This is a genomic window from Pedobacter sp. UBA5917 (genome assembly GCF_002432345.1).
Lineage (GTDB): Bacteria > Bacteroidota > Bacteroidia > Sphingobacteriales > Sphingobacteriaceae > Pedobacter.
Genome location: NZ_DJDT01000193.1, coordinates 1 through 20484 on the forward strand (window position 1 = coordinate 1; position 20484 = coordinate 20484).

Below are 20484 nucleotides of genomic sequence, written 5' to 3' on the forward strand. Positions count from 1 at the left end.
TAGACAGACCCTGAAATAAATTCAGGGTGACGACTATGGGTTAAAATTATCTTGATAAGGCCTTTGAAAAATATTAATTATCGAACTCAGGTTATTAGTATAACTATGCTACAAATAATTAAATTCGCTTCTTAAATCCCTTAAAAGATGAAGCAAATTGCAGTTATAGGATCAGGTACAATGGGAAATGGAATTGCCCATGTTTTTGCCCAATTCAATTATCAGGTAAGTTTGGTCGATATTAACCAGGCTGCCCTTGATAAAGCCTTACAAACGATCAGTAAAAACCTCGATCGGCAGGTTGCCAAAGGCACCTTAACCGAAGAGCATAAAAACGCTACGCTCCTAAATATCAACACTTATACATCCATTAAAGAAGGCGTTCAGCATGCAGATTTAATTATTGAGGCCGCTACGGAAAATGTAGACCTGAAACTGAAGATATTTAAGGATCTGGATGAACATGCTCCAGCAAATGCCATTTTAGCATCAAATACATCCTCCATATCCATCACGCAAATTGCTGCCGTAACCAATAGAGGTGATAAAGTGATCGGCATGCACTTTATGAACCCTGTACCGGTAATGAAACTGGTAGAAGTGATCCGTGGTTATGCAACCAGCGATGAAACTACTGCAACCATTATGTCTTTATCTCAAAGCTTAGAGAAAGTTCCGGTAGAGGTAAATGATTATCCGGGTTTTGTGGCCAATCGTATCTTAATGCCAATGATTAACGAAGCCATTTATACCCTATACGAAGGTGTTGCGGGTGTTTACGAAATTGATACCGTAATGAAATTAGGTATGGCCCACCCGATGGGGCCATTACAATTGGCTGATTTTATCGGACTTGATGTTTGCCTGGCCATCTTAAAAGTATTACATGATGGTTTTGGTAATCCAAAATATGCGCCATGCCCTTTATTGGTAAATATGGTTGCTGCAGGTAAAAAAGGAGCTAAAACCGGGGAAGGTTTTTATAAATATACCGCAGGTTCTAAAGATCTCGTAGTTTCAGATAAATTTAAAAAATCCTAATTTTTTTAGCATTTAATTTTATATTTGCTGTATGAATGAGCATCTGGATCCTGAAGCAAACAACTTAACCCCTACCGATCGCGATATTGAAAGGGTGTTGAGACCACAGGCTTTTGAAGATTTTACGGGACAGGAAAAAGTGATGGAAAACCTGAAAATTTTTGTTCAGGCGGCAAAATTACGTGGTGAGGCTTTAGATCATGTGCTTTTGCACGGTCCTCCGGGATTGGGTAAAACCACACTTTCGCACATCATAGCCAATGAGATGGCCACCGGTATTAAAGTTACCTCTGGTCCTGTTTTGGATAAACCCGGCGATTTAGCAGGTTTGTTAACCGGTTTAGATGAAGGCGACATTCTTTTTATCGACGAAATCCACCGTTTATCGCCCCTGGTAGAAGAATACCTGTATTCGGCTATGGAAGATTTCAAGATCGATATTATGCTGGAGACTGGTCCGAACGCCCGTTCCGTGCAGATATCGCTTAATCCTTTTACATTGGTCGGTGCAACTACGCGTTCCGGCTTACTAACAGCTCCACTAAGGGCGCGTTTTGGAATCAATGCACGTTTGGCCTATTACGATGCAAAACTTTTAACCACGATTGTTTTACGTTCATCAGAAATATTAAAAACACCTATCAGTGATGAAGGTGCTTACGAAATTGCCCGCCGTAGCCGAGGAACACCGCGTATTGCCAATGCACTTTTACGTAGAACGAGGGATTTCGCGCAGATTAAAGGCAATGGAAATATTGATACTGAAATTGCCCGTTATGCGCTTGATGCACTAAATGTAGATGAACACGGACTAGATGAAATGGATAACCGGATTTTGGTAACCATTATCGATAAATTTAAAGGCGGTCCGGTTGGTTTAAAAACCATTGCCACGGCTGTTGGAGAAGATGAAGGTACGATTGAAGAGGTTTACGAACCATTTTTGATCCAGGAAGGTTATATTATGCGTACTTCACGGGGCCGCGAGGTAACCGAAGCCGCGTATAAACATTTGAAAAAGAATTATCCGGGGCAAACCGGGAAGTTGTTTTAGGAGACTTCTCTCATTATTTCCCGCAGATCTAAAATGATAAAATACGCAGATCAGCACAGATTTGGTTACATCTTTCTTAGACGGCCAAAAGATCCTTTTTAAATCTGCGGTCTTTTCTGCGAAATCTGCGGGAAAGAAAATGCCTAAACTTGTATTTTACCAATCTGCTACGCGTCAACTCTTTCGTTTCCCCGCAGATCTAAAATGATAAAATACGCAGATCAGCACAGATTTCATTAACCATTTTAACAAATCATACATATCTGTTTAAATCTGCGGCCTTTTCTGTGAAATCTGCGGGAAAGAAAATGCCTAAACTTTACTGATCGGTTTTAACTTATAGATCAATCTTTTGCTGAAATTGATGAAAAAGAATGAACTTAAGGCTACAACCCACAAGCCTTTCTAAAAATATTCTCTGCAATATTATCCGTGTTAAAATTAACCAATAACCCCAACTTGTAACCAGACAATTTTAAATAAGTAATCAACTGCTTATGATGTACATTTAAAACCATCTCAACCGATTTTAATTCAACAATCACTTTTTTCTCTACCAACAAATCAAGTTTATAGCCAACATCAACCAATATTTCTTCATAATACATAGGTAAAGCCACTTGTCGTTCAACAAACAGTCCAGCTTTTTCAATTTGATACCTCAAGGCTGCTTCATATGCAGATTCTAACAAGCCAGGACCAAGCGTATTATATACCCTAAAAACACCTCCTCTAATAATATAAGATATCTCGTTTCAGTCATAATTAAATTTATAAAATTATTCCTAAAAAGTGTGATTCGTTTTTTTTCACATCAATAATCCGGCACTAAAAAAAACATTAGCATCGTTTTTCTGTTCATTAGTGTAGAAATCAAACATTATGAATATTGAATTACGTAAACTAACGCTCGAGGATTACGCAGATCTTAAAGAATCTATGCTTCAGGCCTATGATAGTATGGGCGGCTCTATCTGGCCAAAATCAAGTATTGCAAAACTTTTAAACATCTTTCCTGAAGGCCAGTTATGTATTGCGGTTGATGATAAAGTGGTGGCCTGTTCTTTAGCCATTATTGTTGAATATGATGAATACGGTGATCGCCATACTTATAAACTGATTACCGGCGATTATTCTTTCTCCACCCACGATCCAAATGGAGATACGCTTTATGGCATTGAAATATTCGTCCACCCTGATTACCGTGGTTTGCGCCTGGGAAGAAGATTGTACGAAGCGCGAAAAGAACTTTGCGAAGGTTTGAATCTTAAAAGCATTATCGCTGGTGGCAGAATACCCGGATACCATGAGTACGCGGAGAAATTAAGCCCCAGACAATATATTGATAAAGTAAAATCGAAAGAAATTTACGATCCTACGCTTACTTTTCAGATCTCCAATGATTTCCACGTTAGAAAAGTATTAAAAAACTACCTGCCCGGGGATAAAGAATCAAAAGAATACGCAACGCTGATTGAGTGGAACAACATTTATTATCAGGGTGTTGATGCTTCTGCCCGATCAGCCATGACCATACGTTTAGGTCTGGTACAATGGGAAATGCGTTTATTCCCGAATATGGATGCTTTTTACGAACAGGTAGAGTTTTTTGTGGATGCACTGAGTGGCTACAAATCAGATTTTGTGATGTTTCCGGAGCTGTTTAACACACCTTTGCTCCAGCCCTACAACCACTTGCCTGAGATTGAGGCCATGCGTAAACTTGCCGAAAAAACGAAGGAGATTGTCCAGAAAATGCACGAATACTCTTTAAGCTACAACACAAACATCATTACCGGCAGCATGCCATTGATTGAGGATGGAAAACTTTACAATGCCACCTACCTTTGTCACCGCACCGGAAAGATTGATGAATATAGAAAAATCCACATTACCCCTAACGAGCAGAAATATTATGGGATGATCGGTGGTGATAAAGTACAGGTTTTTGATACCGATTGCGGCAAAGTGGGCATTCTGATCTGTTACGATGTAGAGTTTCCGGAGTTAAGCCGTATTTATGCCGATCAGGGTATGCAGATTCTTTTCGTCCCTTTTTTAACAGATACACAAAATGGATATACCCGCGTTCGTCATTGCGCACAGGCCCGCGCGATAGAAAACGAATGTTATGTGGCTATTGCGGGCTGTGTGGGTAACTTACCAAAGGTGAACAATATGGATATCCAATTTGCCCAGTCTGCAGTTTTTACTCCTTCTGATTTTGCTTTTCCAACCAATGCTATTAAAGCAGAGGCTACGCCAAATACGGAGATGGTTTTAGTGGTAGATGTTGATTTACATCTACTTGACGAACTTCATCACTACGGAACGGTAAAAATCCTTAAAGACCGTAGAAAAGACCTTTACCAGATTAAACTCTTAAAATAACAGCTATAAAAAATGCCGGACATATTAATGACCGGCATCTCTATTTGAATTGAACTTTTTATTTTCTCATCACAAACCAGATAATCAGACCAATAATTACTGCAATAGGCAGCACCCATTTTAATGCCTGACCACCTCCATGTTCATCTTTTTCGGTAACGGCCGGTTTTGCCGGTCCGGGATCTTCTTTATGACTTTCGTAATCTTTTTCAATCGGTTTCGGAGCTCCTCCTGTTTCCGTATGCTGTGGATCTATGTTTTCCATGATGTTATGCTGTAAAAGCCCTCCTTATCTGATCATTCCAAAATTGAAATGAACCATAATTAATTTAGTTTCTGTATTTAGAACAAGCGATTATTGAAAATGTTTTAAATCCTAAGCCTTATCTTTGCAGATCGGTGTACAACAATTCTGCAAAATATAGCCAGTTGATCAAGGATGAAGCCATACGTTTGGGCTTTTTGGCCTGTGGCATTTCCAAAGCTGAATTTTTGGAAGAAGGAGCACCGAGGTTGGAAAACTGGCTCAATAAAAACCATCATGGCGAAATGAAGTATATGGAAAACTACTTCGATAAACGTCTTGATCCGCGACTTTTGGTAGATGGCGCTAAATCAGTGATTTCCTTATCCTTAAATTACTATACAGACGAAAAGCAGTCTGATCCGGATGCACCAAAAATTTCCAAATATGCTTACGGACAGGATTACCACACGGTAATTAAAGATAAACTGAAAGAACTTATCTACTTTATTGAAGAAAATATTGGAGAAGTTTCGGGAAGGGCTTTTGTAGATTCGGCACCGGTTTTAGACCGCGCCTGGGCAAAAAAATCAGGAATCGGCTGGATCGGTAAAAACTCCAATCTGATCAGTAAAACGAATGGTTCTTTTTTCTTTTTAGCAGAACTGATTGTTGACCTGGAGCTTGATTATGACCATCCCTATCAGGCTGATTATTGCGGCAGTTGTACCCGCTGTTTGGATGCCTGCCCAACTGATGCCATTATTGCCCCGCAGGTGGTAGATGGAACCAAGTGTATTTCGTATCTCACCATTGAACTTAAAAACGAAATTCCTACGGAGTTTAAAGACAAAATGAGCAACTGGATGTTCGGTTGCGACATCTGTCAGGATGTTTGCCCATGGAATCGTTTTTCTAAAGCGCATAACGAAAGTGCTTTTATGCCCGAGGGTGGCTTACTGGATTTAAGTGCCAAAGATCTGACTGAAATTACCGATGACGTATTCAAAAAGGTTTTTAAAGGATCGGCAGTAAAACGCACCAAATTTGCCGGACTGAAAAGAAATATCGATTTTTTGAAGCCTGAATAGTGACAAATCTTTTTTATATTTGATATTATGACTGATATTCAATTATATACCAAGCTTGCCGATTTACCTATCGAACTAAAAAAAAGGGTATCAGATTATATTGATTCCTTAATGGCAAGGGAACAATCAGCCGATAAAACTGGAAAGAGAAAAGCAGGTTTAGCGAAAGGCTTAATTAGTGTGAAAGATAATTTTAATGATCCCATCGAAGGTTTTGAAGATTATATTTAAATGAATCTGTTGCTTGACACACATATTGTAATCTGGTTTATCACTAATGACAATAAACTTTCAAAAAAAATAAAAGCTCTTATTGAAGATTCAAACAACAAATGTTTTGTGAGTATAGCAAGTTATTGGGAATTATCTATTAAATATGCTTTAGGAAGGCTAAACCTACATTCAACAATAGAGGAAATATTCGGTATCATTGAAAAAAGTGGGCTTGACATATTACCAATAACTTTAAATCACATTCTACAGCTCTCCAAACTAGAACACCATCATAATGATCCGTTTGATAGGTTAATAATCTCACAATCTATCACTGAAAATCTTCAAATAATAAGTAACGATAATTATTTTCCAGCATACAAAATACAACTCATCAAATAATTAGAGGGTTAAGAAAAGGTTTTTAGCTGGAGTAAAATAACATCGTCATTTCGACTGAAGCGCAGCGAAATGGAGAAATCTAACAAGATAGATCTCTCCGCTCCATTGCATTCCGGTCGAGATGACGGTTTTTTAAGAGAATCTATTTAAATTCATCAATTCACTGAAAAACTATTATCGCTTTTAACTTTATCTGGTGTATGTGGATTTCCCATTACCACTTTTGATAATTTCTTACCGGTTTTAATCTCAATTTTAACCTCCTTGTTGCCTTTTTCCCAAACACCGATGGTGCTGTGGTTATTTTCTACGGAACCATCGTCGTAAGTCAGTGCTAAATCAATTGGTAAAGGCTTAATACTCTTATTTTCGATGGTAACAGTGTAACCACCTGTTGTTTTATCTACTGCCCTGATCGCCAAATCGGTAACACCACCTTCAAAAAACCATGCTTTCCAAAACCAGTTTAAATTTTTACCGCTACCTTCATTAATGCTGTTAAAGAAATCGTAAGGCATTGGGTGTTTGCCATTCCAGTTTTTGATATAGGTATGTAAAGCTTTCGTAAACAGTTCGTCGCCAAGGTAATCTTTAACAAACAGATAAGCTAAACCCGGTTTAGGATAAGAATTGGTAAATGAACCCGATCCTTTTAAATCAGGGGTTAAAGTCATAATTGGGGTATCATCTTTTCCTCCAGAAGAAGAAGCTGTAGGTTGTACACCATATTCATCAACTATGCTCGGATCAATCATTGGAGAGATTAACCATTCGCCTATCGTTGCCCAACCTTCGTCCATCCATCCGTATTTGGTTTCGTTTATCCCCATGTAAAATGGAAACATGGTATGGAAAATCTCGTGATCGGTTAAAGTAATGGCATCCGTACGGTTATCCACCGGATTATCGTTCACCATCATTGGGTATTCCATCTGGTCTAAACCATCAAATACCGTTTCGTGGTTATAGGGAAAAGGCCATTTTGGAAAAGTATAACTCATGGCTTCAACCGTTTTGCGGGCAAAATCGATCACTTCATAATAATCTTTATGTTTTGGGTTGAAAACAGCATCTACACGAGTTCTCCTTTTCGTTTTTGGATCAACCACCAAACTGCTCGATTTCCACAAATAATGATCACTCAGCGCAAACACAAAATCGGTTACGTTTTTAGCCTCAAACTTAAAGGTATTGAAGGCATTTGCTTGCGTTACTTTTTTATCTGCCAGATCTTCATCGGTAATCACATCAATAACAGCGTCGTTTTTCTCTGCAGATAACATTCTCGAAACAATATCTTTCTGAAAAACTTCGGAAGGATTTTTAAGGTCTCCCGTTGCCCAAACGCCATAACCACCTGGCACGGTAATCGAAGCATTAAATTGATCAAAATCGTTATAAAACTCTTCTGCACCGGTATAAGGAAACTTATTCCAGCCATCTACATCATCATAAACAGCAATGCGTGGAAAGAAATAAGCCACAAAATGCGAGCCCTCATCTACCTGACCTGTACGCATGTGCGAACCTTTATTTAAAGTATAACTATAATCAATAGAAAAGCTTATAGTTTTTCCGGGTAAAACCGCAGGAACGTTAACCGTCATGTTGGTACCGTCGATTTTAAAATCACTGATCGGTTTACCATTGGCAGCCAGTTTTTCAATAGCCACACCTTCACCCAGGTCAGATTCGGCAAACTTTGTTTTGCGCGGTGTTCCTTTTTTGTAAAGATTTGGATAAAGCTTAAACCAGATCTCTTGTAAAGTATCCCGACTGTTATTGGTATAAATAACCTGCACTTTGCCTTTCAGCAACCTGCTTTCGGGATTAAAATCTACATTAAGATCGTATTTCGAAGTATTTTGCCAGTAGTTTTTACCGGGCTTACCGTTTACATTTCTGGTTTCCTTCTGATAGGTTTTCTGAAATTCGGGTGCTACCGGCAAAGTTGTTTGCGCATTTGCGTAAAACGCACCACACAATAAAAGACTAAGTATTTTTATAGATTTCATTTTTCAGGCATAGGGTTTAGCGCATGGCGCTGTGCGCTTAGCGTTTGACTTAGTTTTTAGAAACGACCAATTTAACAATAAAGCAATACAACAATTAATCTGGCTAAACCATTAATCAAATCATAATGTTCAAACCTAGCGATAGAAACAACAATTAACCGATTAACCAGTTTAACCAACAATTACTTCCCAAACTTCATCTTCAACTGCTCCAACATATCGTTATTGATGGGCTGTGCAGGTTTTTCAGGTTTAGGCTGTGGTTTCTTCTGGAATGGCGGTTTATTTGCCGGCGCAGGGTTTTGAGGTCGCGGGGTTTTATTTTCGTTTTTCTTTGCGTTAAATTTTGCCCATTCCTCATCCAGTTTCTTTTTCGTGTACAAAGGAAAATCGCCCTGTTTCATCCAGGCATAATAGCTGGGTTCCACAGAGAATACCTGATGTGTTGTTTTCCCCTTGTGTTTACCAAAGTTGAAACATACTTCATCATTATCGTTATACACCAATCTACCTGCAAAATCAACCGGTTTATTGATATTGGTAAAAATATGCAGGGCATCTACATCATTTACAACCGGAATACTTTTTACCCCCTGTTTGCTTTCAAATTCGGTTTCTTTGTACATCTCCAGCTGGCCAAGTAACACTTTGTAGGTCGCAATTACATCAGCTTCGGCAGCGTGTGCATTAACCAGATCTTCCTGACAATAAAACTTATAGGCTGCTTTTAAAGTACGCTGCTCCATCTGGTGGAAGATATTCTGTACATCAACAAATTTACGGTCGCTCATATCGAAATCAACCTCAGCCCTTAAAAATTCTTCTAAAAGCATTGGGATATCAAATTTGTTCGAATTGTATCCTGCCAGATCGCTTTCGCCAATAAATTCGGCAATTTCAGTAGCTAATGTTTTAAAAGTCGGCTCATTTGCAATATCCTCATCATAAATACCATGTATTAAAGAAGTTTGCAAAGGAATGGGCATTTCGGGATTTACACGCCAGGTTTTAACTACTTCAGAACCATCCGGCATGGCTTTTAAAATCGCGATTTCTACAATTCTATCAGCTCCAACATTTATTCCGGTGGCTTCGAGATCAAAAAATGCCAACGGACGCTTTAAATTTAATTTCATTTCTTAAGATGTGAGATTAGCGACATTTAGATTTGAATCGGAATGTCAAATTCTTTTTTCCAAAAGTGCTAAAAAGGTTTCATTAGTTCCCTAAAACCACTTTATTAATTTATAAATTTAATTGTCAAATTATTTCTGAATGTTACTTTCTACCGTTAAATTGCACCAATTTATATACGCTCAAATGAACAAAATACCTGCCTTTTTATTTTTCATACTACTATCTTTTACTGCTGGAGCCCAGAATTTTAATTACGGCGCCATTACACACGACGATTATGAGTTCGACAGAAAAACACTCGATAGCAATGCCAATGCAATTGTTTTAAAAGAGTTTGGAACAGCTTCGGTACAGCTGGATGATAATACACATTCGCTGATCCTGGTTTTCGAACACCATGTCAAAATCAAAATTTACAACAAAGAAGGCTTTAAAGAAGCCAATATTATCATCCCTACCTATAAGGATAATAGCCGCGAGGAAACCATCAGCGAATTAAAAGCCTCCACATTTAACTACATCGATAACAACTTTGTGGAAACGGTAATGGATAAAAAAGCTGTTTTTACCGAGGATAGATCAAAATATACCCGCTTAACAAAATTTACGCTGCCCAATTTAAAAGAAGGTTCGGTGATCGAATATAGTTATGTGTTAAGATCACCAAATCTGTTTAATTTTAAAACCTGGGAGTTTCAGTCCGATATCCCTAAGGTATCAAGCGAATACCTGGTTTACATTCCTGGTATTTATAACTACAACGTTTCGCTGCGCGGCTTTCAGAAGTTAACCGATCAGAAAGTAGAACTTAGCAAAGAGTGCCTTAGGCTTTCGGGAACACAGATAGATTGCTCGAAGATTAAATACCTCATGAAAAATATTCCTGCATTTATAGAGGAAGATAACATGACGGCGCCAAGCAATTTTAAATCAGCCATTTATTTCGAGCTTTCGGATGTACAGAATTTGAATGGGGGGAAAACATCTTATACCAAAACATGGAAGGATATAGATTACGAGTTATCGAACTATAAAACCCTGGGCGACCAGATGAAAAAGAAGGATGTTTTTAAAGACCTTATCCCTACCATTACCAAAGGAAGTACCGATGATCTCGAAAAAGCTAAGGCCATTTATAACTACATCAAAAAACAGATTAAATGGAATAATTATTATGGGATATATTCAGAAGACAATATTAAAAGGGCACTCGATAACCGCACGGGGAATGTTGCCGATGTTAACCTGAGTTTGATTGCTGCACTTTCGGCCGCCAGCCTGGATGCCGAAGCTGTATTATTATCTACACGTGATAATGGTACCGTGAATAAACTTTATCCGGTAATGAGCGATTTTAATTACCTGGTAGCCAAAGTAAATATTGGAGATAAAACCTACCTTTTGGACGCCACCGAGCCCTTACTGCCTTTCGCATTATTGCCATTACGCTGCATTAACGATCAGGGCAGGGTAATTAACCTTAAAAAGCCTTCTTACTGGATTGATTTAAAAGCGAGCCAGAAAACCATTACCAGTTATATTCTTAGTGGGAAAATGACTGCCGATGGAAAAATTTTAGGTACACTAACTACACATACAATGGGGTATGCGGCTTATGCAAAGAGAAAAGAAATACTGAAATACAGCTCACCCGATGAGTATGTAGAAAAATTGGATGAACGCTTAACCAGGATAAAGATATTGGAACACAGCATTTCTAATCTCGATAGCGTTGAAAATATACTAACAGAAAAATACGAAATAGAATTTACCGTTAACGATGGGTCGAACAATAAACAGTTTTACCTTAGTCCGTTTTTTATCAATCCGATTTCGAAAAACCCGTTTAACTTAAACGATCGCACCTACCCTGTTGATTTAGGTGCAGCATCTGATGAGCGCATCATTATTAATGTAACCCTGCCCGAAAAATACGAATTATTGGAGAAACCGAAAGATATGGCGATCGGATTACCAAACGCCGGCGGAAAGTACTTATTACAGACCAATTTACAGGACGGCACACTTGCGATGAACCAGATTTTACAGTTTAACAATGCTATATATCAACCAGATGAATACCTTTACCTAAAAGAATTCTACAGTAAGATTATCCAGAACCAGAAAACAGAATTTTTATTAAAAAAGGTAAACTAAAATGAGATCGCTGTTAATATTTTTGTTTTTTATCTCTGTAAGTGCTTTTGCCCAGGATAATTACGATGTTGATCTAATCCCTTCCAACCTCCGTAACCGTGCAAATGCATGTATCCGCAATGAGGAAATCGTGATTGATATGCGCGCGCCTGATAATGTAATGCTCAGCGTAAAAAAGGCCATTACTGTATTTAATCAGAATGGAGAAGACGAAGCGCGTTTAGTACTTTTTTACGACAAGAACATTTCAATAAAAAGTATTAAGGGCGAAGTTTACAATAGTGTAGGCAAACTCACCAATAAGTTTTCGCAAAGCGATTTTGCGGATATGAGTGCTGCCGATGGCTTTTCACTTTTTGTAGATAGCCGCCTCAAACATTATCTTCCTTCGGTAAACCAATATCCCTACACTATCGTTTACAATTACGAGATCAGGAATAAACAGAACCTCATTATACCCGATTGGACACCAAAACCGGCCGATGATGTTTCGGTAGAAAAAAGCAGTTACAGCTTTATTTCTAAGCCTACCGACCAGGTAAGGATAAAAACCCAGAACTATAACGGAACACCGGAAGTAATAACAGACGAAAAACAGAAAAAAACAATCTGGAAAGTAAATAATATTCTAGCGGTTAGAACAGAGCCCTATAGTCCGGCACATAATACCTATGCCACCAGCATACAGATTGCCCCATTGGATTTTTATTATTATAACCATAAAGGGAATTACAACAATTGGCAGGAACTCGGCAAATGGATTTATAACGATTTATTGAAAGATCGCAGAACATTATCACCTGCAACTGTGCAGATGGTTAAAGATCTGGTAAAAAATGAAAAAACGGATAAAGATAAAGCCCGAAAAATCTATCAGTATCTACAGGACAAAACAAGATATATCAGTGTGCAGATCGGAATCGGCGGTTTTCAGCCCATTGCTGCCAGCGAAGTAGACCGATTGGGTTATGGCGATTGTAAAGCCTTGGTAAACTATATGCAGAGTTTGCTGGGTGCGGCAGATATCGAATCACTTTATTGCGTAGTAGAAGCAGGTTCGGAGAAAAAAAACATGGATCCGAAATACGCCAGTATGGTGCAGGGAAACCACATCATTTTATGTATGCCCCTGAAAGGCGATACTACCTGGCTCGAATGTACAAGCCAAAAAATCCCTTTTGGGTTTTTAAGCGACTTTACCGATGATCGTTTGGTGCTTGCCTGTACACCTGAGGGCGGAAAATTATTGCACACCCCAAAATTGACCACTGCTGAAAACCTGCAGATCCGTAAGGCCAGCCTCAACATTCAGGCCGATGGCAGTATTACAGGTAAAATGAATACGGTTTACGAAGGCGCCCAATATGAGAATCAGGAAGAACTGATCGGAAAATCTACTACCGAGCAGCACAAACTGCTTAAAGAAACCTACAATATCGATAATATTGATTTTGAAACAGTTGCTTTTGCTCAGAAAAAGGATATCGCGCCAAAATTAACGGAAGATATTACAGTTAATATGCGGAATTATGCTCCCATTAACGGAAATAAAATGTTTCTGCAGCTTAATGCGTTTAATATTAAAAAATCGGTACCAGAGATACGGAACAGAACTTTACCGGTGTACATCAACAGGGGTTATACGGATGAAGATACCATTGTGTACACCCTCCCCAACAATGTAATACCAGAATTATTTATCGCACAGAATAAAACGTTTAAAAGTGCTTTTGGAGAGTACGCCTGTAAAACAAGTTTAGAGGGGAACAAACTTACCTACTACCGCAAGTTTATCTTAAATGACGGGAATTTCCCAGCAGAACAATATGTAGAATTTTCGAAGTTTATTAATGATGTAAACGCTGCAGATTATTTAAAACTGGTCTTTAGTTTGAAGAAATAGGTTATTGGTTAGCATGATGCCAAAACAGCCTTTCAAAAGGTCCCTCTGCCCAATCAATGAAAAATCAATCTGCGTTTCTTTTCTGCGGAATCAGCGAAATCTGCGGGCAACATAGCCGTACACTCTTCTTTAGTATAATAAAATAAATATTCTGTGTTAATCCGTGAATCCGTGGCTAAAAAAATTCACTGGTTCATTTGCCATTGGTTCATTGGTTCGCATCATGCCGAAACAACCTTTCAAAAGGTCCCTCTGCTCAATCAATGAAAAATCAATCTGCGTTTCTTTTCTGCGGAATCAGCGAAATCTGCGGGCAACATAGCCATACACTCTTCTTTAGTATAATAAAATAAATATTCTGTGTTAATCCGTGAATCCGTGGCTAAAAAAGTTCACTAGTTCATTTGTCATTGGTTGGCATGATGCCGAAACAACCTTTCAATAAGTCCCTCTGCTCAATCAATGAAAAATCAATCTGCGTTTCTTTTCCGCGAAATCTGCGGGAACCAAAAGCGCCTAACTTAAAAAAATAATCCCCAATCCAATACCGATAATCATGATCAGGTACATTAAAATTTCTGTGGAGGCAAATTTCTTATACTTCGTCCAGAAAGAGTAATCGTTTTCTTCGTTTGGCATTTTTTGTTCTTTGTGGCAAAAGTAGCGAAATAGATTAATATTTATTTTGATTAACGCGATCAGCTTTAAGCTGACGAAAACTAGTTAAGTCACACGAATGTAAAACCAGCTGTATTTCCAATACTACAAATAAGCCCTGCACAACATTTATGCAAAACCACCGTATAAGTAGTTCATAGTCAACCAAATTATACTGAATGAAGAAACACATCCTGGGCATTGCTGCGATTTTTTTAGTGGGTATGAGCATTGTCGGAACAAGTTGGAAAGCCGTGGAGCGTCCAAAAACTCAACAAGAGGCAGTAAAAACCATTGCTGCAGATAGTATTTACAATCAATACATCCTCAACATTTATCATCAGGTTCATTTAGATTCAGCTGGTTTAAGCGAACAGGTTTTCGAAAAAGCATTAACCGGGTATTACAATATGAAATATTCAGGACTGCTACATGCAAAATCAATCTTAACCATTGCCGATTTCGATCAGGAAAGCTGTAAAAAACGCCTTTACATTATCGATCTAGCTACTAAAAAACTTCTTATGAATACCTGGGTGGCCCATGGGCAGAATAGTGGTGGCGATAAACCCTCTGCATTTTCCAATAATATCAATTCGAATCAGAGCAGTTTGGGATTCTATTTAACAGGCGAAATTTATTACGGCAAACATGGTCGTTCGCTTAAATTAGATGGCATGGACGAAGGTTTTAACAGCAACGCGAGGGAAAGATCGATCGTTGTACACGCCGCTAACTACGTAAGCCAGCAAAGCATCGATCAATTGGGCCGTTTGGGCCGGAGTCAGGGTTGCCCCGCCGTTCCTGCTAAACTGGCCGATAAAGTAATCAATACCATTTCAGACCGTACGGTACTGTTCATCAACAATTCAGATCAGCAATATAATTCTACTTTTTTAAATGAAACATTGGCTGCAAGCGTAGTTTTAAACCAGGAACAGGTTTTGGCGGCACAGATGGATTAATGTTTTTTAATATTTTTTGCATTCATATTTTTTGGAAGCATACGGATAAACAGGGATTTGCTACCGGCCAGTAAATCCCATACCCAACGGTTACTATCTACACTTTTCTCTCCGCAATCAACCACTTCGGCTCTTTTAAGTAGTTTTTTAACCAGGTTCTGGATCCATTTTATCCTTACGAGCCGATTAAAGGACAAACCAAGGTAATCGCAGTATACATGAACTAAAATTTCGACAATAAGCGAATTATCACTTATTGCCAATGGTTTGCCAAACGCTAGATTATAATCAGATTTTATCGTTTTTACCAATAGCTGGAAACGGCTATCCGCTTTGCCATCAAGATATTGCCAGAGTGCGGCATTACTATACACACGGATAAGCTGTGGTTCGAGTGCCACTTTTATCTTATTCCCAAGCAGATCATAAATTTTCTCCATTAATAAAATACAATTGTAGCTTTTAGATTGCGGCATTACCGATTTGTTAATCAATTTGATATAAAAAAAATCGGTACAGATGATGGACAAAGTTATGGCATAATTGTTTTTCCAGCGACGCTTAAAATGGCATTGTGAGTAATTTTTTTAAGCTATTGCCATTATTTTAAGCATCTTTGGGGTTGAAAAGATAAGCCCATTAATGAAGATTGTAATTGCAGAAAAGCCTTCTGTTGGTCGCGAGCTTGCCAAAGTTTTCGGAGCAACCACCAGAAAAGATGGATACATTGAAGGTAAAGGATACTCTTTTACCTGGGCATTCGGGCATTTATTACAATTGGCACCTCCACAGGATTATGGTTTTATCGGCTGGCGGAAACAACATTTACCGATGCTTCCGCAAAAATTCAAACTCGCTGTACGGAAGATTAAAACCAAAGATGGCTTTGTAGAAGATCCTGCCGTTAGGAAACAGCTCGATACCATTAAGAAACTTTTCGATGAGGCCACAGAGATTATTGTGGCAACGGATGCCGGGCGTGAGGGTGAATTGATTTTCAGGTACATTTATTATTATCTGAAGTGTAAAAAACCTTTTAAACGACTCTGGATATCTTCTCAAACAGATGAAGCCATAAAAGATGGATTCAGAAACCTAAAACCCGGAACAGATTACGATACCCTGTTCAATTCGGCGCACTGCCGGTCTGAATCTGATTGGCTGGTGGGTATGAACGCCACACAGGCTTTAAGTATTTCTGCTGGAAACAGAACCGTGCTTTCGCTTGGCAGGGTACAAACACCTACGCTGGCGATGATCTGTGCACGTTTTTTGGAGATTAAAAACTTTGTGCCCCAAACTTATTATCAGATCAGCATTTTACTGACGAAAGATGAGCAGGTTTTCAAAGCGATATCTACTTCCAATTATAAGGAAAAAGAAGAGGTAGAAAAATTATTTGCACTGGTAGAGGATATTGCCTCAGGTTTTCCAACCGGTGGAAATATTACTGCGGTAGAGGCTAAACCCCGAAAAGAACCGCCACCACTGTTACACGATTTAAGTAGTTTACAACAGGAAGCCAATAAGAAAAAAGGCTATACGGCCGATCAGACACTCAATATTTTGCAGAACCTTTACGAAAGTAAGCTGGTTTCCTATCCGCGTACCGGATCAAGGTATATTGGCGATGATGTTTTTGCAGGTGTTCCGGATCTGATCGCAAAATTTACAGATCATCCGGATTTCGGAAAACAGGCGCAGTTTTTACAGACCATTACATTAAATAAACGAAGTGTAAACGCAAAGAAAGTAACCGATCACCATGCGGTTTTACCCACCGGCGAGCAGGCTTATGGCTTAAGCGCCGATAAACAGGCCGTGTATGATATGGTTGTAGGAAGAATGATCGAGGCTTTTCACCAGGAATGCTTAAAAGAACTTACCAAAATCACGATACAATCGGGCGTTACCTTTGTGGCCAATGGAACGGTAATCCGCTCTGCAGGTTGGAGATCGGTGTTTAACGATCCCGAAGACGATAAAAAAGACGAAGATAATGCCGCTTTACCCAAAGTAGCTGTTGGTGAGCTGTTGCCGATTACCGAAAAATCACTTCTGGAAAAACAGACTAAACCAAAACCGATGTATAACGAAGCATCGTTGTTAAAAGCACTCGAAACATGTGGTAAAGAGATAGAAGATGAAGAGTTGCGTTACGCAATGAAAGACAGTGGTTTGGGTACCCCTGCAACACGAGCATCGATTATCGAAACCCTAATAGTGCGGGAATATATTACCCGTGAGAAGAGAAACCTGGTACCAACCAACAAAGGTTTAGCCGTTTATGAAGTTGTGAAAGATAAACAGATTGCGCAGGCCGAACTTACAGGGCAATGGGAGAAACGTTTGGAAGAAATTCGTTCGGGATCTTCAGTAAAGGATTTTAAATCAGAAATAACCGAATACACCAAAACCATTACGCACGAACTACTGATTGCCGGTGCTACTATTTCAGGTAAGTTGGAAGAGGAAAAGAAGCTTGAGAAGGCTTAAAAATAGTCGTCATCTCGACTGAAACGCAGTGGAATGGAGAGATCTATCCCGAGTCAGATTTCTCGACTGCGTTGCACTCCGCTCGAAATGACGGTGTTTTTTGAGCATGTAGGCATTAACTCCTCTTTCTTTAATAATGACGGCACCCGGGACTTAATTAAAAACACTTTTAATCACTTTCTGAAGTGAATCGCCCATGTTTTCATCTTTCTGGATAAAACCAACTGCCCCTGCTTCTAAAAAGCTCTGCTCTAACACCGCTTTATCATTGCCGCTGAACATGCAGATTTTGATGTCGGGCTGAATAGCCAAAATTTCCCTTATGGTGTCTGGATCACTATCCCCTTGTGGCATATTGATATCCAAAAGTAAAAAATCGATTATTTCTTCTTTAAGATAATTGATTGTATCAGGTAAATCCTTTGTTTCAGAAATATTTGGAGATACAAGGCATTTGCTAAATAACCTTTTCATTAAAAGCCGCATCAACTCATTATCATCCGCAATAAGAATTTTGATCGTTTCAGTCATTTAGATGGTTAATTAATCTGTAAATCCATATTTGTTGACATACATATACTATCAGAGAATTGCACTCTTATTTAATAAACAGCAAGAATTTCAACTAGATAAGGGATGATTTTAGTAAAAATAATAAATTTATTTAATTTTTTCAATACCCAACAGGTAACAGGTTTATGACTATAGATCCATAAACTCCCAGGCACTGTGGTAAGCACCCAATTGCTCTGCGTACTGGATAAATTCTGCATAAAATTTGGATTTCGAAAGTGTGGAGCTATCGCCAACAACCACTAATTTCTTCCTGGCTCTTGTCATGGCTACATTCATCCTTCTCGTATCCGATAAAAAGCCGATACTTCCTTCTGCATTGCTCCGGGTTAAACTGATATAAACCACATCCCGCTCCTGCCCCTGGAAACTATCAATAGTATTTACCGAAATTTTCTCGAGATAAGGTTTTAAAACGTCATTTTCCTTAACCAGTTCATTTAAAATCTGTACCTGTTGTTTATAAGGCGAAACGATGGCAATTGATGGAAAATCAACAGCAGATCTCTCCATTAAATGATCTGCTAAATGGGTTAAATGTTTTACAAGAAATACGGCTTCATCCGGATTGGTTGTACTTGTTCCATCCAACTTTTCGTCATAACTGCAACCAGCGGTATCAATAAACTGGATCGGTTCGTCATCGTTAAACAATAACTTATCGGCAACGGAGTGATGCGCTTTAAGTTCGTTATTATAAAACACTTTGCTCGAATAACCCATAATATCCTTATTCATCCTGTATTGTTCGTTTAAAAGCACAACAGATTCGGGATGAAGACTTACTGTTTTCTCGAGTAAAGTATTACTTAAACCATTTCTGGCTGCCTCATTTGATTTTATGGTTGGCGAAAGCTGAAAATGATCGCCTGCCAATACCACTTTTTGCGCTTTTAAGATCGGGATCCAACAGGCCGGTTCCAATGCCTGACCGGCTTCGTCGATCACGATTGTATTGTATTTTAAGTTGCGTACAGTGTAATGGTTTGCTCCTACCAAAGTAGCCGTAATAATCTGCGCTTTGGTGAAGAGACTATCCATAATGTACTGCTCGGTTTTTTCTACTTCTCTTCCAATTTTATGTGCTTCATCAAAAAGAGCTTTACGCTGTTCACGTTCAGCCTTTCCAAAACTACGTTTATATTTATGGGCCATATTTTTATACTCGCTGGCCTGTTTTTTTAACGCTTTAATGGTTTTCATTTCGGGATGACCGGCCATTTGATGATCGAGTGTAGCGGCAAGCAATCGTTCCGAAACCCTTGCAGGATTACCTACACGGATTACCTTTAAACCTTCAGCAGCCAACTTTTCGGTCAGTAAATCAACAGCGGTATTACTTGGCGCCACCACAAGTATTTTCTGATCATTGTGTTTTACCAGCGATTTAATGGCGTGTACAAGCGTAGTGGTTTTCCCTGTTCCAGGCGGACCGTGCACAATGGCCAAATGATCAGCAGAGATAATTTTATTAACGGCCAGCTGTTGCGAATCATTTAGCGTATTTGGGATAATAAACTTTTCTTCACCACGGAACGAAGGTTTTTCGCCTTTGGTTAAAATGCGGATCAACTTATTTTCCGATTCGTTTTCAGCTAAATTCGTGGCCTGTTTAAGCGCATTCTGCATTTCATCGTAGCTGTTGTTATCAAAAAGCAGGTCTACTCCTAATTTTCCGTCACGGGTCCAATCGGGCAGTTCATCAATACGGAAGCTGATTTTCATCCGGCTACCGCTCTGGTGTGTGATAATCCCTTCTACGCGATCCTCTTTCGCATCATGATTGGAAAAAAGCACAACCGCCGATCCAAAACGGAACTGGTGAGAAAAATCCTGATGTGTGGTTCTTTCCAGTTCTACTGTTAAATAATCGCCACGGCCAATTTCCGTATTTCTGATGGCAATCGGATACCAGGTTAAGCCCAAAGCCCTCCTATCGGCCGCAGAAGTATTTTCGGTAAGTTTTAGATAAGACTGTAAATCTTCATCGCGCTCGGTATTGAGCAGATCCTGAAGTTTTTTAAAATATTCTTTTGGCAAGGTTGGAATGGGTTAATTGTATAAATTGGTTAATTGCTGTATAGCTGGATTGTTTAATTGCTTTCTGGGTTAATTGTTTAAACTGGTTAATCGGTTAACTGAATC

General features: G+C 39.0%; 18 protein-coding genes. 10 read left to right on the plus strand and 8 right to left on the minus strand.

Annotated elements, in window-relative coordinates; translation table 11 throughout:
- Positions 1-147 precede the first annotated feature (147 nt).
- Positions 148-1041 carry a 3-hydroxyacyl-CoA dehydrogenase family protein gene (locus B2V92_RS12675; protein ID WP_293308526.1) on the plus strand — a complete coding sequence of 298 codons (894 nt, stop codon included), beginning with the start codon at positions 148-150 and terminating at the stop codon, positions 1039-1041.
- Positions 1042-1072: 31 nt separating this feature from the next.
- A complete protein-coding gene (ruvB, locus tag B2V92_RS12680; protein ID WP_293308529.1) occupies positions 1073-2095 on the plus strand; it encodes a Holliday junction branch migration DNA helicase RuvB in 1023 nt (340 codons plus the stop codon).
- A 386-nt stretch (positions 2096-2481) separates the two neighbouring features.
- On the opposite strand, the gene B2V92_RS12685 is transcribed toward ruvB, so the two are convergent.
- The gene (locus tag B2V92_RS12685; protein ID WP_349681431.1) at positions 2482-2844 is read right to left on the minus strand and encodes a GxxExxY protein; all 363 of its coding nucleotides are present in this window, start codon (positions 2842-2844) and stop codon (positions 2482-2484) included.
- Positions 2845-2977: 133 nt separating this feature from the next.
- Between B2V92_RS12685 and B2V92_RS12690 the strand changes: the two genes are divergently transcribed.
- Positions 2978-4486, plus strand: a complete 1509-nt coding sequence (locus B2V92_RS12690; protein ID WP_293308532.1) for a bifunctional GNAT family N-acetyltransferase/carbon-nitrogen hydrolase family protein — start codon at positions 2978-2980, stop codon at positions 4484-4486.
- Positions 4487-4544: 58 nt separating this feature from the next.
- Here B2V92_RS12690 and B2V92_RS12695 read toward each other — a convergent pair whose 3' ends face one another.
- Positions 4545-4751 (minus strand): hypothetical protein, encoded by a 207-nt coding sequence (locus tag B2V92_RS12695; RefSeq protein ID WP_293308534.1) that lies wholly within the window; start codon positions 4749-4751, stop codon positions 4545-4547.
- A 134-nt stretch (positions 4752-4885) separates the two neighbouring features.
- On the opposite strand from B2V92_RS12695, the gene queG reads away from it, so the two are divergent.
- From queG to B2V92_RS12710, 3 genes are read left to right on the plus strand one after another with little or no spacing between them, the layout of a single operon-like run.
- The gene (queG, locus tag B2V92_RS12700; RefSeq protein WP_293308537.1) at positions 4886-5821 is read left to right on the plus strand and encodes a tRNA epoxyqueuosine(34) reductase QueG; all 936 of its coding nucleotides are present in this window, start codon (positions 4886-4888) and stop codon (positions 5819-5821) included.
- A gap of 27 nt (positions 5822-5848) precedes the next feature.
- A complete protein-coding gene (locus B2V92_RS12705; protein ID WP_293308540.1) occupies positions 5849-6052 on the plus strand; it encodes a type II toxin-antitoxin system VapB family antitoxin in 204 nt (67 codons plus the stop codon).
- 9 nt (positions 6053-6061) lie between these two features.
- The gene (locus tag B2V92_RS12710) at positions 6062-6436 is read left to right on the plus strand and encodes a type II toxin-antitoxin system VapC family toxin (RefSeq protein WP_293308542.1); all 375 of its coding nucleotides are present in this window, start codon (positions 6062-6064) and stop codon (positions 6434-6436) included.
- 155 nt (positions 6437-6591) lie between these two features.
- On the opposite strand, the gene B2V92_RS12715 is transcribed toward B2V92_RS12710, so the two are convergent.
- Both B2V92_RS12715 and B2V92_RS12720 read right to left on the minus strand, forming a co-directional pair.
- A complete protein-coding gene (locus B2V92_RS12715) occupies positions 6592-8451 on the minus strand; it encodes a M1 family metallopeptidase (RefSeq protein ID WP_293308545.1) in 1860 nt (619 codons plus the stop codon).
- A 182-nt stretch (positions 8452-8633) separates the two neighbouring features.
- Positions 8634-9587 (minus strand): 3'-5' exonuclease, encoded by a 954-nt coding sequence (locus B2V92_RS12720; RefSeq protein WP_293308547.1) that lies wholly within the window; start codon positions 9585-9587, stop codon positions 8634-8636.
- Between the two features lie 184 nt (positions 9588-9771).
- Here B2V92_RS12720 and B2V92_RS12725 point away from each other — a divergent pair, with 184 nt between their 5' ends.
- The gene (locus B2V92_RS12725; RefSeq protein ID WP_293308549.1) at positions 9772-11745 is read left to right on the plus strand and encodes a DUF3857 domain-containing protein; all 1974 of its coding nucleotides are present in this window, start codon (positions 9772-9774) and stop codon (positions 11743-11745) included.
- A gap of 1 nt (position 11746) precedes the next feature.
- Positions 11747-13648 carry a DUF3857 domain-containing protein gene (locus B2V92_RS12730; RefSeq protein WP_293308551.1) on the plus strand — a complete coding sequence of 634 codons (1902 nt, stop codon included), beginning with the start codon at positions 11747-11749 and terminating at the stop codon, positions 13646-13648.
- 516 nt (positions 13649-14164) lie between these two features.
- Here B2V92_RS12730 and B2V92_RS12735 read toward each other — a convergent pair.
- The gene (locus B2V92_RS12735) at positions 14165-14287 is read right to left on the minus strand and encodes a hypothetical protein (protein ID WP_255497442.1); all 123 of its coding nucleotides are present in this window, start codon (positions 14285-14287) and stop codon (positions 14165-14167) included.
- Positions 14288-14484: 197 nt separating this feature from the next.
- On the opposite strand from B2V92_RS12735, the gene B2V92_RS12740 reads away from it, so the two are divergent.
- Positions 14485-15270 carry a murein L,D-transpeptidase catalytic domain family protein gene (locus B2V92_RS12740; protein WP_293308557.1) on the plus strand — a complete coding sequence of 262 codons (786 nt, stop codon included), beginning with the start codon at positions 14485-14487 and terminating at the stop codon, positions 15268-15270.
- Here B2V92_RS12740 and B2V92_RS12745 read toward each other — a convergent pair.
- Positions 15267-15746, minus strand: a complete 480-nt coding sequence (locus B2V92_RS12745; protein ID WP_293308560.1) for a hypothetical protein — start codon at positions 15744-15746, stop codon at positions 15267-15269. The two genes, B2V92_RS12740 and B2V92_RS12745, sit on opposite strands and share 4 nt — an antisense overlap.
- A 166-nt stretch (positions 15747-15912) precedes the next feature.
- Between B2V92_RS12745 and topB the strand changes: the two genes are divergently transcribed.
- On the plus strand, positions 15913-17766 hold the full coding sequence (gene topB, locus B2V92_RS12750) for a DNA topoisomerase III (protein WP_293308563.1): 1854 nt from the start codon (positions 15913-15915) through the stop codon (positions 17764-17766).
- A 153-nt stretch (positions 17767-17919) separates the two neighbouring features.
- Here the strand turns inward: topB and B2V92_RS12755 are convergent, their stop codons facing one another.
- Together B2V92_RS12755 and B2V92_RS12760 are read right to left on the minus strand one after the other, a co-directional pair.
- The gene (locus tag B2V92_RS12755; RefSeq protein ID WP_293308565.1) at positions 17920-18297 is read right to left on the minus strand and encodes a response regulator; all 378 of its coding nucleotides are present in this window, start codon (positions 18295-18297) and stop codon (positions 17920-17922) included.
- Positions 18298-18468: 171 nt separating this feature from the next.
- Complete coding sequence (locus tag B2V92_RS12760; RefSeq protein WP_293308567.1) at positions 18469-20379, minus strand: AAA domain-containing protein; 1911 nt, start codon at positions 20377-20379, stop codon at positions 18469-18471.
- Between the last annotated feature and the right edge of the window lie 105 nt (positions 20380-20484).

Bases quoted from the DNA above. Each gene is read 5' to 3' on its own strand.
- B2V92_RS12720 (WP_293308547.1), bottom strand. From the start codon at position 9,587: ATGAAATTAAATTTAAAGCGTCCGTTGGCATTTTTTGATCTCGAAGCC.
- B2V92_RS12740 (WP_293308557.1), top strand. From the start codon at position 14,485: ATGAAGAAACACATCCTGGGCATTGCTGCGATTTTTTTAGTGGGTATG.
- B2V92_RS12690 (WP_293308532.1), top strand. From the start codon at position 2,978: ATGAATATTGAATTACGTAAACTAACGCTCGAGGATTACGCAGATCTT.
- B2V92_RS12695 (WP_293308534.1), bottom strand. From the start codon at position 4,751: ATGGAAAACATAGATCCACAGCATACGGAAACAGGAGGAGCTCCGAAA.
- B2V92_RS12705 (WP_293308540.1), top strand. From the start codon at position 5,849: ATGACTGATATTCAATTATATACCAAGCTTGCCGATTTACCTATCGAA.
- B2V92_RS12755 (WP_293308565.1), bottom strand. From the start codon at position 18,297: ATGACTGAAACGATCAAAATTCTTATTGCGGATGATAATGAGTTGATG.
- B2V92_RS12715 (WP_293308545.1), bottom strand. From the start codon at position 8,451: ATGAAATCTATAAAAATACTTAGTCTTTTATTGTGTGGTGCGTTTTAC.
- topB (WP_293308563.1), top strand. From the start codon at position 15,913: ATGAAGATTGTAATTGCAGAAAAGCCTTCTGTTGGTCGCGAGCTTGCC.
- ruvB (WP_293308529.1), top strand. From the start codon at position 1,073: ATGAATGAGCATCTGGATCCTGAAGCAAACAACTTAACCCCTACCGAT.
- B2V92_RS12725 (WP_293308549.1), top strand. From the start codon at position 9,772: ATGAACAAAATACCTGCCTTTTTATTTTTCATACTACTATCTTTTACT.
- B2V92_RS12745 (WP_293308560.1), bottom strand. From the start codon at position 15,746: ATGCCGCAATCTAAAAGCTACAATTGTATTTTATTAATGGAGAAAATT.
- B2V92_RS12675 (WP_293308526.1), top strand. From the start codon at position 148: ATGAAGCAAATTGCAGTTATAGGATCAGGTACAATGGGAAATGGAATT.
- B2V92_RS12735 (WP_255497442.1), bottom strand. From the start codon at position 14,287: ATGCCAAACGAAGAAAACGATTACTCTTTCTGGACGAAGTATAAGAAA.
- B2V92_RS12730 (WP_293308551.1), top strand. From the start codon at position 11,747: ATGAGATCGCTGTTAATATTTTTGTTTTTTATCTCTGTAAGTGCTTTT.